Here is a 16,330-nt window from a genome sequence, read left to right on the forward strand (position 1 = left end):
GCGTCGCTTGGCGCCCCCGGCTTTTCATCGGTTGCGGGCTGCTGTTTGCGGAGGGTCATTGATGGCCAAGGATGCTGGGACACCGAGCGGCGAAGGCGCCAAAGCCGCGCAGCGGATCAAGGAAGAGGAGGAACTCGGTCTGCGACGTCCCCAGGGCTGGCAGCTCTATCTGGTGCCGCTCATCGCCCTGTGTTGGTCTTTGTTTCAGCTCTCCATCGCCAGCTGGCTGCTCCTCGATACCACCTACATTCGCGCCATTCACCTGGCCTTTGCCCTGGTCATCGTTTTTCTCTCCTATCCCACCCTCAAGGGCAATGTGCGTCTGCCCGGCCTGAGCTGGCTCGGGGAAAAGCACAAAATCCCCATTCCCGACATGATTCTGGCGCTACTTGCCGCCTTGGCCGCTTTGTATATCGTGCTGGATTACGAAGGTATCGCCGGTCGCGTGGGGCGCCCCAGCACCCTGGACATGACGGTGGGGATCTTTCTGGTGGTGGTGCTGCTTGACGCCGCGCGCCGGGTGATCGGCCCGGCGTTGCCCTTCATTGCCGGAGTTTTTACCATCTACGCCTTCTTCGGCCCGTATATGCCGGATTTCGTGGCGTTCAAGGGGGTGAGCCTGGCACGCTATGTCAGTCAGATATCTCTGACGACGGAGGGCATTTTCGGCATTCCCCTGGGGGTGTCGGCGCGTATCGTATTTCTCTTCGTGCTCTTCGGCGCGCTGCTCGACAAGGCGGGCGCCGGCAAATTCTTCATCGATCTGGCCATGAGCCTGCTCGGGCGCTACAAGGGCGGTCCGGCCAAGGCGGCGGTTCTGGCCAGCGGCATGACGGGCATGGTGTCGGGTTCCTCCATCGCCAACGTGGTGACCACGGGCACCTTCACCATTCCGCTGATGAAAAAAGTCGGCTATCCGGCGAAGAAGGCAGCCGCCATCGAGGTGGCGGTGTCCACCAACGGCCAGCTCATGCCGCCCATCATGGGCGCGGCGGCCTTCATCATCGCCGAGTACGTCAACATCACTTATCTCGAAGTGGTCAAGGCGGCGGCCATTCCCGCCTTCGCCAGCTACTTCGCCCTGTTTTTCCTCACCCATCTGGAAGCGTCGAAATTGGGTATGCGCGGCCTGACCAAGGCCGAAATGCCGGTGTTCTTCAATATTTTACGCAGCGGCTTTTATTTTCTGGTGCCGATTCTGGTGCTGCTTTATGAGCTGATCATTCCCCGGCATTCCCCCGACCTGGCCGCCTTTCGGGCCATTCTGGTGTTGGCGGTGATCATGCTGTTTCAGCATGCGGTCAAAGCGGCCATCTGGGGCGGCAGTCCGCTGCATGGCATCAAGCAGGGGGCCTTCGATATTCTTAACGGGCTTATATCCGGGGGGCGCAACATGGTGGCGGTGGCAGTGGCCACGGCGGCTGCGGGCATTATTGTCGGGGTGGTGACCCTGGGGCTGGGCGGGCTGATCACCGACGTCATCAACGCCCTGAGTCGCGGCAACCTCTATCTCATGCTGCTTATCACCGCCATGGCCAGCCTGATTCTGGGCATGGGGCTGCCCACCACCGCCAATTACATCGTCATGGCGACGCTCACCGCGCCCGCGCTGGTGACCATCGCCGGCTGGCAGGGCTTTGAGGTGCCGCTCATCGCCGCCCACCTGTTCGTGTTCTATTTCGGCATACTGGCCGACGACACGCCGCCGGTGGGTCTGGCGGCCTATGCGGCCAGCGCCATCGCTCGCTCCGAGCCTATTGCCACGGGCTTTCAGGCCTTTTCCTACGACATCCGCACGGCGGTGCTGCCCTTTATGTTCATTTTCAATACGGATATGCTGCTGATCGGGGTGGAGGGCTATTTTCTGCCCTTTTACATCTTCTTCATGACCTGCGTGGGCACCTTCGCCTTTGTCTCGGCGACGCAAAGATGGTTTGTCGTGCGCACGCGCTGGTATGAGATCATTCTGCTGCTGGGAGTCGCACTCATCATGTTTCGTCCCGGCTTTTTCGCGGGCTTTGTCGGTGTCGAAAATCACTACCTCAGCTACCTGGTCGGCCTGGCGCTGTATGCGGGCATCTTCGCCCTGCAGACATGGCGTGCCCGTAGGCAACCGGCTGCGGCCTGAGATGGAGGAAATCCGTCATGCTGCCTGGTTATCGCACCATCCTCTATGCCAGCGATCTCTCGCCCAACGCCGCTCATGCGTTTCGTCACGCGGCGGCGCTGGCGCGCAGCTTTGACGCGCGGATCTGCATCCTGCATGTGTTGCCCGAGGTTGAGTCGGCGGTGCTCAATTACGTGGCGACGGTCATGGGTGAGGATCGCCTGGCCGATCTGGAGTTAGGTCACAAAGACGATGTGCGCACCGAGATTGAGGCGCGCATCGAGGCCTTCGCCCGCGAGGAGCTTGGCGATCATCCTGAGGACAAGGCGCGTATCGACGAGATCCGCGTGCGTCACGGCAATCCCGTAGCGCGCATTCTTACCGAAGCCGATGAGATCAACGCCGACCTCATCGTGCTCGGCAGCCACGGCAAGGGGCGCCTGCACTACACCTTCCTCGGTAGCGTCGCGGAAAAAGTTCTGCATCGCGCCAAGCGCCCGGTGCTGGTGGTGCCGCTGGATTAACCCTCTTTTTTTGTCTTTGCTAAGGCAAAAATCTGCCTGAATCGCTTTTGGCACCCAGTTTGAATCGCGCCATGAGTTCGCGCAGTCTGTGCGATTGACCGGCCAACTGCTCGGCGGCCGCCGCGCTCTGTTCGGCATTGGCGGTGTTCTGTTGCGTCACCTGATCGACCTGACCCAGCCCGAGGTTGACCTGGGCGATGCCCTCGGCCTGTTCGCGCGTGCCTGAAGCGATTTCGCTGACCATGCTGGTGATATTTTTGATGCCGCCGACAATGGCGGAGAAGGATTCCTCGGTGCTGCGCGCGATTTCGGCACCCGCCTCGGCCTTAGCGACGGCGTCGGCGATGAGATTGGATGTTTCCTGCGCTGCTTTGGAGCAGCGCCCGGCAAGGGTGCGAACTTCTTCGGCCACCACGGCGAAGCCGCGTCCGTGCTGACCGGCGCGCGCTGCCTCCACCGCCGCATTGAGCGCCAGGAGATTGGTCTGGAAGGCGATCTCGTCGATGGTTTTGATGATTCTTTCGATATTGTGACCCGCCTGATTGATATTGACCATAGCCTGGCTCATTTCCCCCATGCGCCTCTGCCCTTGACCTGCGGATTCCTGAATTCCGCGAATCAGGTCATTGGCCCCGGAAGCATGTTCAGCCCCCTGGCGCGTCTGTCCGGCGATTTCGTTCATGGATGCCGAAATTTCCTCCAGCGATGCCGCCTGATCCGTCGCCCCCTTGGAGAGATGTTGGCTGGAAGCGGCCACCTGCCCGGCCCCCGACGCGATCTGGTCGGCGGATTGATGAATCTGTGAGATCGTGCCGCGCAGATCCTCGGAAAGTTTCTGTAAAGCGCCGCGCACGATATCGTCCTGGTCCCGTGGCTGTACGCTGCGCGTCAGGTCGCCTTCGGCAAGGCGCGCGAGAGTATCTACGACCTCATTGCGCAAACTGTCCGCCAATGCGTCCATGGCGCGGGCGGTGTCGCCGATCTCGTCCTGGCGCTTCATGTTGAGCCGCTGCACCAGGCGGCCTTCGGCCAGTGCCTGCATCATTTCGCGCAGGCGCAAGACCGGGATTTTCACCAACCGGCCCAGCAGCACATAAATGCAAACCAGTGCCGTAAGCAGTCCCCCTATGCCCGTGGCCAGCCCCGTGCGAATGCTGCCGGTGGCCGCCTGATCGGCAGTCGCGGCCATCAGTGCGGCGGCTTTATGAATGTCCTGCATACTGTAGCGCAGGTACAGCACTCCGGATAAATCATTGAGTTTTGCATCAAAGTGACAACGCAGGCAGTCGGCGCTGAGATAGTGACTGCGGGCGAGAAAAAGCGAGTCCCCCTGTTCTTTCTGCAGCAATTCGTATCCGGAAGCGACGGCTTCGGCAAAGTCTTCGGGACTTAAGGATCTCTGCAGGTTTTCAGGGCGGTTGGTGTAAACAATGAGGCCCTGGGGGTCGGTCAAGCCGATCTCCTCGACGCCGCTAATCGCGCCGAGATCCTGAATCAGCTCGCGAAAAATATCCATTTCGCCGCGTTCGATGGATCCGGCCGCTCCGGTCTCAAAGCTGTCGAAGACGTTGCGGGCCCGGTCCCGGCCTGCTTTGTTCAGGGCGCCAAGGGCCTGATCCGAGATGGTTTGCTGCAGGTTTCGCATTTGCGCGCCGCCAACGAATGTGCTTGCGCCGAAAGCGATCACCAGCACCAGGGCCAGAAGTCCGCCCACCCTCCACTGAATGTTTATGCGCATGGTTCAATCTCCCGAAAGCAGTCCGGCGTCAAAAAAGATTGTCCTCGTTGAGACGGAAAAAGGGGAATTGGGGGTCGAGGGCGAATTCCGGGCGCGCGCACCCGATGCAGTTGCTGCGTCCGCGAATGCACCAGTTCACCCCGCCGTTCCAGCCGCGCAGCGAGCAGTCCGCCTGGGTGATGACACCCTGACAGCCCATTTTGAAAAGACAGCCGTCCTCGCCCAGGTTTTCGGCGAAATGCTTTTTCTGGTACAGGGCGAAGAGCGGACATTGCTCATGCAGAAGATGGCCGTAAAAATGCGTAGGTCGCTGCAGGGCGTCCAATTCCGGCAGGCCGACCTTGAGCACCTGCATCAGCGTACCGACGATCCAGGCAGGATGTGCGGGGCAGCCCGGCAGGTTGATCAGGGGGCGGCTCAAGCCGGCTTTGTTCAGCGCGATACTTACCCCGGTGGCGCCGGTGAGATTGGGCGGAGCGGCGGGCACGCCACCGTAGGCCGAGCAGGTGCCGGTGCAGACGATGGCTTGAGCAGAACGCGCCGCGCGCACCAATTGGTCGGCGAAATTTTCGTCAGCGAATTTGCAGGCCTCTTTGATGCCGAGAGGAACCGCGCCTTCGACCACGAGAATATAGCCGCCCTTGGCGATGGCTTTTTCCACCGCAGCCACCGCCGAAGGTCCGGTGGCTGCCGAAAGAGTCTGGTGAAAATACAAGGAAAGGTAGCGCGTGAGGAGATCCGCCGGGCCCGGACTTTCCGAATTCAGCAGGCTCACCGAACATCCGGAACACGACAGGCCCTGCAACCAGAGAATGGGCGCGCGCCCGTAGGCCATCTCCTCCAGAGCATCGGCCATTTTGGGCAACAAGGTGGGTTCCAGACCCATGGCGGCCACCAACAGACCGGCGTCCTTGAGAAAGGTTCTGCGCGTGATCTTCATGACAAGAGTCCTTCCGGGTTTAATGCACCGCGCAGGCGATGCAGGGATCAAACGCGCGCACCACCCGCGCCACCTCCAGGCCTTGGTACGCCTCGTTCACCGGGGTGCCGACCAGGGCGCTCTCCACCGGCCCCGGATTCTGCTCGGCGTCGCGGGGTGAAAAATTCCAGGTGCTGGGGACTACGCACTGGTAACTGCCGATGCGCCCTGCTTTCAGGGTGATCCAATGGCCCAGGGCGCCGCGCGGTGCCTCGACCAGTCCGACGCCCGAGCCCGCGTCGCGGTTTTTGTACGGCACGATGGCCGGGGCGCCTGGTTGCATCGCGTCCAGCCACTGCTCCATGCGCGCGGCGAGGAGCTGGGCTTCCAGGGCCCTGGCCGCGTGACGTCCCAGGGTGCTGGGCAACTGCTCTTCGCGCAGCCCCGTCTCGCGAAGGAGTGCGGAGAGGCTTTGGCTGATGGAGCGCTCGCCGGCAGCGGCGGCAACCACCAGGCGCGCCAGGGGGCCGACTTCGTAACTCAGGCCGTTGTAGCGCGGCGCTTTGAGCCAGGAATAGGCGCGGGGTTTGTCGGGTTGGGGAATAGGGGCGGCGGCGTCCTTGGGATGGCTTTTATGATTGCCGCGATAAAAACCGCTGGTGGTGTCTTCGTGAATAAGCGCGAGGTTCAGTGGCTCGTGCCCCTTGCCGTTGACCGTTCCGGCGGGCATCCAGGTGCTGGCGCCTTCATCGAAGACGCCGTAGGAGAGAAAGCGTGCCGGCCCCCGCCCGATGTCGGCGTAGCTTGGGTAAAGACGCGCAGCCTGTAGAACGTCGGGGATGTAGCAGCGTTCAATAAAACGTCGCACACGGCGCAGGCGCGCGCGGAAATCCTCCAGCACGGCCGCGTCCGCAACGCAGGTGACGCCTCCCGGCACCAGAGTTGCGGCGTGCGGCATTTTCCCGCCGAGCAGCGCGGCCATGCGGTGGGCTTCCTGGCGAATCTCCAGCGCTTCGACATAGTTGGCCAGAGCACCGAGGTTCCACTGCGGGTCTGCGGCGTAGTCGCCGGGAAGTTTCGGCAGAAACGGGGCTACCGGCAGAACTCGGTTGGTCCTGATTTCGCTTTCCGCCCAGTTTTTCAGATCCACAAGCACCGGATCGCGTCCCGTGTAGCCGAGCAGAGCCTCCACCTTGACGAAATCCAGGGCGCTGAGGTGGTAAAAGTGCAGAATGTGGCTTTGCAGGTAATTGGCGCCGAGAATCAGGTTGCGCAGGTAAAGGCCGTTGGCAGGTACCCTCAGACCGCAGGCAGACTCGATGGCTTTGCAGGAGGAAATGGCATGGCTGATGGGGCACACCCCGCAAATGCGCTGGGTTATGACCGGCGCATCCAAGGGGTCGCGGCCTTGCAGGAGCGCTTCAAAGCCGCGAAACATTTCGCCCTTACTCCAGGCCTCGGCCACCTGACCGCCGGCAATACGTGTTTCGATACGCAGATGTCCTTCAATGCGGGTGAGGGGATCGAGAACGATTTTGGCCAATGGACCCTCCTGTTTACAGGGTATGAATGATGGGTTGGCAGCTGAGTGATGGAATCTTGACGCGGAGCGGCGAATAAAAAAGTTTACAGATATCCGTTCGCATCCCCTCTGATTCTGCCGGTTTGCGCCGACACGATTCCGTATACAAAGCAAGGGTGGCGCCAATGGTTTGAAATCTTTAAAATAAGTTTTTTTGTATTTTTAAAATTGGTTGATATTTAAGCCGAAACGGGTGGAATTTTTTTTATGCAGTTCGCAGCACCTTGCCGGTGTTTTTTCGAATTTTGTCAAAACACTGTTGCTTCTCTGTCAAATAACCGTATTCCGGTTATTGCCGGCCGAGGAGGGGTGGCGACGCTGTTCCTTTCTTGACTTTGTTTCGTCGCCTCCCCTAACATGTTCGTCTAAGCTTTCAAGTCGCCATCGCTTTTTCAGTGAGACCCATGTACAACGATTATTTCGGACTGCACGAACCTCCCTTCTCCATCGCGCCCGATCCCCGCTATCTGTTCATGAGTGAACATCACCGCGAAGCGCTGGCGCATCTGCTCTACGGCTTGCGCGGCGAGGGTGGTTTCGTGCTGCTCACCGGTGAGGTCGGCACGGGCAAGACCACGGTGTGTCGCTGTTTGCTCGAACAACTGCCCGACGACTGCGAGGTGGCCTTTGTGCTCAATCCCAAGGTCACCAGCCGCGAACTGCTGGCGACCATCTGTGATGAACTGGGCATCGGTTATCCTGAGGGCAATCAGAGCGTCAAGGTCTTTGTCGACCGCATCAACGCCTATCTTTTGGAGGCCCATGCCGCCGGCCGGCGTACGGTGGTGATCATTGATGAGGCGCAGAATCTGGGCGCCTCGGTTTTGGAGCAACTGCGCTTGCTCACCAATCTGGAAACCAATCGGGAAAAACTGCTGCAGATCATCCTCCTCGGCCAGCCCGAATTTCGCGATATGCTGGCGCGCCCGGAACTGCGCCAATTTTCGCAGCGCATTACCGCGCGCTATCATCTGCGCCCCCTGGCGCGCGACGAGATGAATTCCTATGTCTACCATCGGCTTCAGGTCGCCGGTCTGTCCCGCGCCGCCGGTGAGGATCTGTTTCCGCGCGCCGTGCTGCGGCGCCTGTACCGACTGAGCGGCGGGGTGCCGCGTCTGGTCAATCTGTTGTGCGATCGTGCCCTGCTCGGCGTCTTTGCAGGGGAGCAGCGGCGCGTTTCACCCGCCATCCTGCGCCAAGCCGCCCAGGAGGTTTTCGGCGAGGCCCCGGTTGCGCGCCCTGGCCTGCGTTGGGCTGGGGTCGCGGCGACCTTGGCACTGGTGGTCCTCATGGGTATCGCGGCGGGTTATTTCTTTCGTGACCCCGCCAGTGAGAGCGTGCGTGCTCTTGCTTCGCAGATTTCTTCCACAGCGGTCGTGGATGAGCCTGCGCACGGCACCGAGAGCAATCTTGAGGCCGCCGACGATCTGTCCTGGCCGGCGGCAGTGTCTCGCGAAGAAGGCGAGGGGCTGGCGCTGCAAGGATTGTTGGAATTATGGGATTTCACTCAGCCTTTGCCCGCCGGAGTCGATATCTGCGATTTCGTTAACGGCCTGGGGTTGCAATGCCTGCGGGATCGCGGCAGCTTGCGCACTCTTGAGATGCTCGACCGTCCGGCACTGCTGACCTTGCACGATGGCGAGGGACCCTATTCCGTCGCGTTGGTCGCTCTGGAGGGTAGCACTGCGGCAATTTTGGTGGGCGGCGAGATGCGCCAGGTTCGAAGCAGCGAGATCGAGGCGCGCTGGCTTGGCGAATTTACTCTGTTGTTCCGCGAACCGCCGGGGTATTCTGGCAATTTGCGCCCGGGAGCGCGCGACCCCTTCGTTCTGTGGCTTTCTCAGCGTCTCGCCGAGGTCGACGGGCGACCCGGGGAGCCGCGCACCAGAGCTGATTACGATGCGCAACTGGTGCAGGAGGTGCGCCGCTTCCAGCTTTCGCGGGGGTTGCAACCCGACGGCATTGTCGGCAGCAAGACCCTGATTCAGCTCGGTAATGCCCTGGGCAGTGCCGAACCGCGCCTGCGCGCGGCCGGGAGTTGACAGCTCATGTCTTTCATTCTTGACGCCTTGCGCAAATCCGACAAGAACCGCCCCGCGGGGATGGCTCCCGATTTGCGGACCGAACACTTTGCGCCGTCCGTGCGCTCGCGGCGCAAGGCCTCACCGTTATTGCTGGTATTGAGCGTCGCTTTGCTGCTCAATGCCGCCTTGCTGATCTGGTGGCTGCGGCCCTGGCAACCTGTCGTTGAGGATCTGCAAGTCGCCGTGCCGGCCACCGAAACCGCTGCGCCTGCCGAGATCTCGGGGACTTTGGCCGAGGTGCCGCCAAGCCTTGTGCCGCCGCAGATCGCTGTCGTACCCTCACCTCAGGCCGTGCCGGAGTCGCCGCCTGTCGCGACCCCGGCGCCGTCCGCCGAGCTCGTGGCAGTTGCACCCATGCCGGTTGATTCGCTGCCCGAACTCACGCCGCGGCAATCGCCGGTGTCGCCGGACCGCGCGCCCAAGCTTGAAGATCTGTCCGCCTCTCTGCGGTCCGGCTTGCCGGATTTCACTTTTTCCCTGCACTATTACACCGCAGATCCAGCGCAGCGCCTGGTGCGCCTCAACGGTCTCATCCTGCGCGAGGGACAAGCCCTAAGCGAGGGGCTAGTGCTGGAAGAGATCACATCGGACGGTGCGGTTTTTGGCTACCAGGGTCTGCTTTTCACCGTCAAGCGTTACTGATCTCCCCCGGCCAAACCAAGTGGCCATTTCCCAGGAATTTTTCCCATGCCTCAGGTCCGTCACCGCTTTTCTCCCGCACAGCGCCGCATTGCCGTGGCTTTACCGCTGTTGTTGATGCTGGCAATTTTCGGTCTTTCTTCCATATCCTTTGACCTCGCCGCGCCGGAAAAGAGCGCCTTGGGCTGGATGCCACCGACCTTGCAGAACTTTCTGCATATCCCCCTGTACGGCTTATTGGCCTTTCTGTGGTTCGGCGCCCTGGCGGCACTGGGAGTGGCCGGACGCAAGCGGCTCATGCTGGCGGCGTTCATCGCATTCACCTACGGTATTCTCGACGAATGGCATCAAACCACCGTACCCGGCAGGTTTGGTTCGTGGACCGATGTTGCCCTCAATTCCGTGGGGATTTTTCTGGCCCTGCTGTTCTGTGTCTGGTTCCAGCGCCGTTTCTGGCGAACATGAAATTTTTCCGGAGGTAATGCCGCCATGATTTTTATTTTTGCCCACCCCCCGCAGCTCCCTTCCATCAAGGGGCTGTTGACTGAATGCGATCTGTATGCCGAAGATCTCGATGCCGCCAAAGTCAATCATCTGCTGCTTTGCCGCACCGAGGGACAGTTGGCGGGTGTCGTCGGCATGGAAGTGTTCGGCGAAACCGGGTTGCTGCGATCCCTGGCGGTGGCGCCCGCATTTCGCGAACGCGGCATTGGCTCTTTGTTGCTGGTGCGCATCGAGCGGTTTGCCGCTCTGCAGGGGGCACGCAGTTTTTATTTGGCCACGGAAAAAGCCGCGGATTTTTTTGCGGCGCGGGGTTATACGCATCTGCCCACGGCCGAGGTGCCCGAGAGCGTGCGCGCAGCTCCCTTGTTCACCGAGCTTGCAGCGCGTGGCGCAAGCGCCATGGTTAAGCCGCTTGCCGCGCGCAAGGTCCCCGCGGCGCGGCGCGCAGCCGGCCCGATGTGAGCCTTTGCGGCGCTGCGTCGGCGCAAACTGGTTGTCAGGTGGTAAACTAATACCAAAAGAGTTTCGGAGTTTTTTACCGAAATCTTCCTGAGACAGGAGTCGCATCCATGAAAAGAATGCTCGTGATCCTTTTGACGGCGGTTCTCGCTGTGTCCGGCTGCGCCACCGGTTCGGGTCCCAAGGAAACCGGCGGCACGCTTATCGGCGCCGCCGGTGGCGGCCTGCTCGGCGCGCAAGTCGGTAAAGGGCGCGGACAGTTGGTCGCCGTCGCCGTCGGTACCCTCGCCGGTGCTCTGATCGGCCAGGAAGTCGGCCGCACCCTCGATCGGGCGGATCGCATGTGGATGGAGCGTAGCGCCCAACAGGCTCTGGAATACAACCGCAGTCACCAGGCCAGCACCTGGCACAACCCCGACAGCGGAAACTCCGGTTCCTTTACACCCGTGCGTACCTACCAGGCTGCCCAGGGGCAGCATTGCCGGGAATACGCCCAGACAGTCACCATCGGTGGCCAGCCCCAGCAGGCTTATGGCACCGCCTGCCGGCAACCTGACGGCAGCTGGATGATCGTGCGCTGATCCCCGGATCTCCTGTGGCAAACGGGCGGTCGTGGGTGAGCGTTTGCGCCCTGCGGGAGGGGTGCTATACTTGCCCTTGTGCTTTTTGCATAAATCTCCAATATTGCTTCCTTCTTCCTCTCATAGGCAGCTTTTGAATTATGTCTTTTCTGCATAATCTCGACCCTCGCTGGATCGAAAATCTCTACCATCGCTGGCGGCACAATGCGCAAGATGTGGGCGCGGACTGGCAGGCTTTCTTCGCCGGGTTCGACCTCGGCGAGACAGGTGGCGCGGCGGCTTCCACCTGCCTCGATCCGGCCTTCGCCCTCAAGCAGTCGGGGGTGCAGTCCCTCATCTACCGCTACCGCGATCTCGGCCATCTGCTGGCCTGCACCGATCCCCTCAATCCCTGCCCGATCAGCCATCCTTTGCTGGATCTCCACAATTTCGGACTGTCCGACGACGATCTGGACAAGGTGTTTCACACTCGGCGCTTTATTAAGCCCCAGGCAAGCTTGCGCGAAATTCTGGAGCTCATGCGCGAAACCTATTGCCACTCTGTCGGCGTCGAGTTCATGCACATCCAGAACCCCGATGAACGCCAGTGGCTCAAGGAGCGCATGGAGAGCACGCGTAATCGACCGGATTTCTCCGCGCAGGAAAAACGGGAGATTCTCGAAAAGCTCCAGCAGGCCGGACTTTTTGAGGAGTTTCTGCACCGCAAATTTCTTGGCCAGAAGCGTTTTTCCCTGGAAGGGGGAGAAACCCTGATACCGCTGCTGCACGCCATAGTGACGGCTGCCAATCGCCTGGACATCAAGGACCTGGTGCTGGGGATGACTCATCGCGGTCGCCTCAACGTGCTGGCCAACATTTTCTGCAAGCCTCTGGAAACCATCTTTGCCGAGTTCCAGGACAATCTCGAGTACGCCTTCGTGGGCGAGGGCGACGTCAAATACCACAAGGGCTTTTCGTGCGACATCGCACCCCTGGGACAAAGCGAGCTGCATCTTTCCCTGGCGTCCAATCCCAGCCACCTGGAAGCCGTTGATCCGGTCGTTGAAGGCAAGAGCCGCGCCCGCCAGGACTATTACGGGCGCCGCGGTGACGCGGTCCTGCCGGTCCTGATCCACGGCGACGCGGCTTTTGCAGGGCAGGGGATCGTCGCCGAAACCCTAAACCTCTCGCAACTGCAAGGGTACGCGACGGGCGGCACCCTGCACATTGTGATCAACAATCAGATCGGCTTCACCACTCTGGCGCCCGAGGCACGCTCGACCTGCTACGCCACGGATGTGGCGAAGATGCTCCAGATTCCGGTATTCCACGTTCACGGCGAGGACCCCGAGGCTGCGGTTTATGCCGCCCATCTGGCCTTTGAATACCGCAATCGTTTTGCCAAGGATGTGGTGGTCGAACTCATCTGCTACCGCCGCCAGGGGCATAACGAGGGCGACGAGCCGTCTTTCACCCAGCCGCTTATGTACGAAAAGATCAAGGAGCGTCCGCCCATACACGAACTCTACGCCCAGCACCTGGTGGATGAAGGCGTTTTCTCCAGCGACGATGTCGAGGCCCTGGCCGAGGGGATCGTAGAGCGGTTGGAAAAGGCTCTGGAAGGCCGTCAGGCGAAACCGGACGGTGGATTTCACGGTAAATGGAAAGACATTCAGCGCGCTTACGAACCTGCGGATGCTGTGGTGACGGCCGTCGACGCCGAGCGACTTCGCCGGTTATCTGAAGAGTTGATCCAGATACCCAAGGGTTTTGCCCTGCACCCCAAAATTGAAAAATTTATACAGCGCCGTTATGAAGCGGTCATGCAGGGTGAGGACATCGACTGGGCCAATGCCGAAGCCCTGGCCTTTGCCACCTTGTTGGCCGAGGGGCATACAGTGCGCCTTTCCGGACAGGATTCACGGCGCGGCACCTTCAGTCAGCGTCACGCCGCCGTGTTCAACATGGAGAGCGGCGAAGCCTTTATTCCCCTGGAAAAAGTCGCTGCCGAGGGCGCGGTTTTTCAATGCTACAACAGCATGCTCTCCGAAGCGGCGGTACTGGGTTTCGAGTATGGCTATGCCATCGAATCTCCCTATGGCCTGGTCATCTGGGAAGCCCAGTTCGGCGATTTTGTCAACGGCGCCCAGGTGATCATCGACCAGTTCATCGTCTCCAGCGGCAGCAAATGGGATCGCATGTGCGGCCTGGTCATGTTTCTGCCTCACGGCTACGAAGGCCAGGGGTCGGAGCATTCCAGCGCGCGCATCGAGCGTTTTCTGCAGTTGTGCGCCAACGACAACATCCAGGTTTGTTACCCGTCTACGCCGGCGCAGTTCTTTCACCTGCTGCGTCGCCAGCTCAAGCAACCCTTCCGCCGCCCCCTGGTGGTTTTCACGCCCAAGAGTCTGTTGCGCCACCCCGCCTGCCGCTCGAATCTGGACGCATTGAGCAGCGGCCGTTTCTTCGAGGTGCTTGCTGATCAATCCATCGATGCGGCGCAGGCCAAAAAGGTTCTGCTCTGCAGCGGCAAGATCTATTTCGACCTTGAGGAGCGTCGCCGCGAGCTGGAGCGCGAGGATGTCGCCATCATCAGGCTGGAGCAGCTCTATCCTCTGCGCACCGATCTTCTCGCCGAGGCTCTCGAGCCTCTGTGTGAAGTGCCCGATATCGCCTGGGTACAGGAAGAGCCGCGCAATAACGGCGCTTGGTCTTACATCAACGGTCCCCTGGCGCGCATTCTTAAACGCCACCCCCGTTATGTCGGGCGCGCCGCATCCGCCGCGCCGGCCGTGGGGTCTCATCGGCTGTTCAAAAAACAACAGGAAGAGCTGCTCGACGCGGCTTTCGGTTCAGATTCAAGCAATCACGAATAGGCCCGACTGAACACAAGCGGGCAATTCTCCAGTGGTTGGCCCCGACTCATGTCATTCGAGGATTCAAAAAAGGAGTTCTTATGGAAATTAAAATTCCCGAAGTCGGAGAATCAGTCTACGAGGCTGAAATTTCCCACTGGCACAAAAATGACGGCGAACAGGTGCGCGAGGGAGATCTGCTTTGCGAACTGGAGACCGACAAGATTTCTTTGGAGATCAATGCCGATGCCGATGGTATTTTGCGCATAACCACCCAAGAAGGTGAGACGGTGAAGGTCGGCGCGGTCATCGGCACCATTGAAGAAGGCGAGGAAAAGTCGGCGGAGGAGCAGCAAGAGCAGCAAGAGCAGCAAGAGCAGCAAGAGCAGCAAGAGAAGCAAGAGAAGCAAGAAAAGCAAGAAAAGCAAGAAAAGGAAGAAAAGGAAGAAAAGGAAGAAAAGGAAGAAAAGGAAGAAAAGGAAGAAAAGGAAGAAAAAAAGCCTGCGGAGAAAGAGAAAAAGGCTGCGCCTAAGTCTGGCGCTGCCGAGAAAACACCAGCGCCCCCCGAAGACGAGGAGCGCAGCACGCGCAAGCCCATGACCTCCATCCGCAAGCGCATCGCCGAGCGCTTGCTGGCCGCGCGCCAGCAGACCGCCATGCTCACCACCTTCAACGAGGCGGATATGAGCCGCGTGCTGGCCTTGCGAAAAAAAAATCAGGAAAGTTTCGAGAAGCGTCATGGCGTCAAGCTCGGCCTCATGTCCTTCTTTGTCAAAGCGAGCGTTGAAGCCCTCAAAGAGTTCGCCGAAGTGAACGCCGCCATCGACGGCGATGATCTCATCTATCATCACTACTATGACATCGGCATTGCCGTTGGCGGTGAGAAAGGCCTGGTGGTGCCGGTGCTGCGCGACTGTGATCACCTCAGCTTTGCCGAGATCGAGCAGGGTCTGGCCGCTTTTGTCGACAAAATTAAAAACAACAAGCTTGAAATGGCCGATCTTCAGGGGGGTACCTTCACGATTACCAACGGCGGGGTGTACGGATCCGTTAATTCCACTCCTATTCTCAATCCGCCGCAGAGCGCGGTGCTCGGCATGCATGCCATTCAGGAGCGTCCCGTGGTGCGCGAGGGCCAAATCGTCATCCGTCCCATGATGAATCTGGCCCTATCGTATGACCATCGCATCATCGATGGCCGCCAGGCGGTGAGCTTTCTCAAGCGCGTCAAGGATCTGGTGGAGGAACCCGAAGAGATGTTGCTGGAAATGTGACATGGACAGCCACAGCAAGGTCATCGGCTATGTATTATGGATTTTCGGCTTCATGGGCGCCCATCGCTTCTATTACGGGCGTCCCATCAGCGGCACTCTGTATTTTTTTACCCTTGGTCTGTTCTTCATCGGCTGGATTGTCGACCTGTTCCTGATCCCGTCCATGGATCGCGCCGCCGATCTGCGCTTCATCCCTGGGCCTACGGACTATAACGTCGCCTGGGTTCTTTTGACGTTTCTCGGCGTTTTCGGCATTCATCGCTTCTATCTCGGGAAATGGCTAACCGGTCTGATTTATCTTCTCACCGGCGGGCTGTTTCTGTTGGGCATTATTTACGACTATTGGACTCTCAACACCCAGATCAGTGAGGTGAACAGCCGCCTGGGGCGCTAACCCGAATATTGTAAAAAGGGAGGATTCATGAAAGTCATCGCATTTAACGGCAGCGCCCGCCGCGACGGTAATACCGCCGCCCTGGTGCGCCATGTTTTCAGCGAATTGGAAAAAGAAGGAATCGAGACGGAACTGGTGCAGATGGCCGGCGAGCGCATGCGCGGCTGCATCGCCTGCTACAAGTGCTGGCAGCGTAAGGACGGGCGCTGCGCGGTGACGGACGACAGTGTCAACGAGTGGATCGGCAAGATGGCGGCCGCCGACGGCATCATTCTCGCTTCACCCACCTACTTTGCCGATATCACCAGTGAGATGAAGGCGCTGGTTGACCGCTCCGGTATGACGGCGCGCGCCAACGGCGAGATGTTCCGGCGCAAAGTCGGCGCCGCGGTCATCGCCGTGCGCCGCGGCGGCGCAATTCACGCTTTCGACAGCCTCAACCACTTCTTTCTCATCAGCCAGATGATCGTTCCCGGATCCGATTACTGGAATTTTGGCGTCGGCCGTGACATCGGTGAGGTTGAAAAGGATGAAGAAGGCGTTGCAACCATGCGGACGCTGGGGGAAAATATGGCTTGGCTGCTGAAAAAGCTCACATCTTTGTAACGTCTTCAACTGCAATGCCCAATTGCGCCGCAGGGCGCTTTTTGACATCAGAGTTCAACCATGTTAGTGGTATGGCAGGTCACCG

At 59.9% G+C, this 16,330-nt stretch carries 14 protein-coding genes; 11 read left to right on the forward strand and 3 right to left on the reverse strand.

What is annotated here, in order from left to right; translation table 11 throughout:
* The first annotated feature begins 61 nt into the window (after window positions 1–61).
* Both GFER_RS13700 and GFER_RS13705 read left to right on the forward strand, forming a co-directional pair.
* Window positions 62–2,128, forward strand: coding sequence for a TRAP transporter permease (locus GFER_RS13700; RefSeq protein WP_040100301.1), 2,067 nt, complete (start codon window positions 62–64; stop codon window positions 2,126–2,128).
* A 17-nt stretch (window positions 2,129–2,145) separates the two neighbouring features.
* Window positions 2,146–2,631, forward strand: coding sequence for a universal stress protein (locus GFER_RS13705; RefSeq protein ID WP_040100304.1), 486 nt, complete (start codon window positions 2,146–2,148; stop codon window positions 2,629–2,631).
* Between the two features lie 19 nt (window positions 2,632–2,650).
* Here GFER_RS13705 and GFER_RS13710 read toward each other — a convergent pair whose 3' ends face one another.
* From GFER_RS13710 to GFER_RS13720, 3 genes are read right to left on the reverse strand one after another with little or no spacing between them, the layout of a single operon-like run.
* Window positions 2,651–4,369 (reverse strand): methyl-accepting chemotaxis protein, encoded by a 1,719-nt coding sequence (locus tag GFER_RS13710; protein ID WP_052446422.1) that lies wholly within the window; start codon window positions 4,367–4,369, stop codon window positions 2,651–2,653.
* Window positions 4,370–4,397: 28 nt separating this feature from the next.
* On the reverse strand, window positions 4,398–5,309 hold the full coding sequence (locus tag GFER_RS13715) for a hydrogenase small subunit (protein ID WP_040100305.1): 912 nt from the start codon (window positions 5,307–5,309) through the stop codon (window positions 4,398–4,400).
* A 19-nt stretch (window positions 5,310–5,328) separates the two neighbouring features.
* Window positions 5,329–6,831 carry a nickel-dependent hydrogenase large subunit gene (locus tag GFER_RS13720; protein WP_040100309.1) on the reverse strand — a complete coding sequence of 501 codons (1,503 nt, stop codon included), beginning with the start codon at window positions 6,829–6,831 and terminating at the stop codon, window positions 5,329–5,331.
* Between the two features lie 443 nt (window positions 6,832–7,274).
* Between GFER_RS13720 and GFER_RS13725 the strand changes: the two genes are divergently transcribed.
* From GFER_RS13725 to GFER_RS13765, 9 genes are all read left to right on the forward strand, one after another.
* Window positions 7,275–8,912: an ExeA family protein gene (locus GFER_RS13725; protein WP_040100312.1), complete on the forward strand. Its 1,638-nt coding sequence runs from the start codon at window positions 7,275–7,277 to the stop codon at window positions 8,910–8,912.
* A gap of 6 nt (window positions 8,913–8,918) precedes the next feature.
* Window positions 8,919–9,596 carry a general secretion pathway protein GspB gene (locus GFER_RS17890; protein WP_052446423.1) on the forward strand — a complete coding sequence of 226 codons (678 nt, stop codon included), beginning with the start codon at window positions 8,919–8,921 and terminating at the stop codon, window positions 9,594–9,596.
* A gap of 45 nt (window positions 9,597–9,641) precedes the next feature.
* Window positions 9,642–10,058 carry a VanZ family protein gene (locus GFER_RS17895; protein WP_052446424.1) on the forward strand — a complete coding sequence of 139 codons (417 nt, stop codon included), beginning with the start codon at window positions 9,642–9,644 and terminating at the stop codon, window positions 10,056–10,058.
* A gap of 24 nt (window positions 10,059–10,082) precedes the next feature.
* Window positions 10,083–10,559, forward strand: coding sequence for a GNAT family N-acetyltransferase (locus GFER_RS13740; protein WP_052446425.1), 477 nt, complete (start codon window positions 10,083–10,085; stop codon window positions 10,557–10,559).
* A gap of 107 nt (window positions 10,560–10,666) precedes the next feature.
* Window positions 10,667–11,137 (forward strand): RT0821/Lpp0805 family surface protein, encoded by a 471-nt coding sequence (locus GFER_RS13745; RefSeq protein ID WP_040100315.1) that lies wholly within the window; start codon window positions 10,667–10,669, stop codon window positions 11,135–11,137.
* A gap of 140 nt (window positions 11,138–11,277) precedes the next feature.
* Window positions 11,278–13,992, forward strand: coding sequence for a 2-oxoglutarate dehydrogenase E1 component (locus GFER_RS13750; protein ID WP_040100318.1), 2,715 nt, complete (start codon window positions 11,278–11,280; stop codon window positions 13,990–13,992).
* An 80-nt stretch (window positions 13,993–14,072) separates the two neighbouring features.
* Complete coding sequence (gene odhB, locus GFER_RS13755) at window positions 14,073–15,245, forward strand: 2-oxoglutarate dehydrogenase complex dihydrolipoyllysine-residue succinyltransferase (protein WP_040100319.1); 1,173 nt, start codon at window positions 14,073–14,075, stop codon at window positions 15,243–15,245.
* A gap of 1 nt (window position 15,246) precedes the next feature.
* Window positions 15,247–15,639 carry a TM2 domain-containing protein gene (locus GFER_RS13760; protein WP_040100322.1) on the forward strand — a complete coding sequence of 131 codons (393 nt, stop codon included), beginning with the start codon at window positions 15,247–15,249 and terminating at the stop codon, window positions 15,637–15,639.
* A 27-nt stretch (window positions 15,640–15,666) separates the two neighbouring features.
* Window positions 15,667–16,245 carry a flavodoxin family protein gene (locus tag GFER_RS13765; protein WP_040100323.1) on the forward strand — a complete coding sequence of 193 codons (579 nt, stop codon included), beginning with the start codon at window positions 15,667–15,669 and terminating at the stop codon, window positions 16,243–16,245.
* The last annotated feature ends 85 nt before the right edge of the window (window positions 16,246–16,330 follow it).

The sequence above is a fragment of the Geoalkalibacter ferrihydriticus DSM 17813 genome (assembly GCF_000820505.1).
GTDB classification, from domain to species: domain Bacteria; phylum Desulfobacterota; class Desulfuromonadia; order Desulfuromonadales; family Geoalkalibacteraceae; genus Geoalkalibacter; species Geoalkalibacter ferrihydriticus.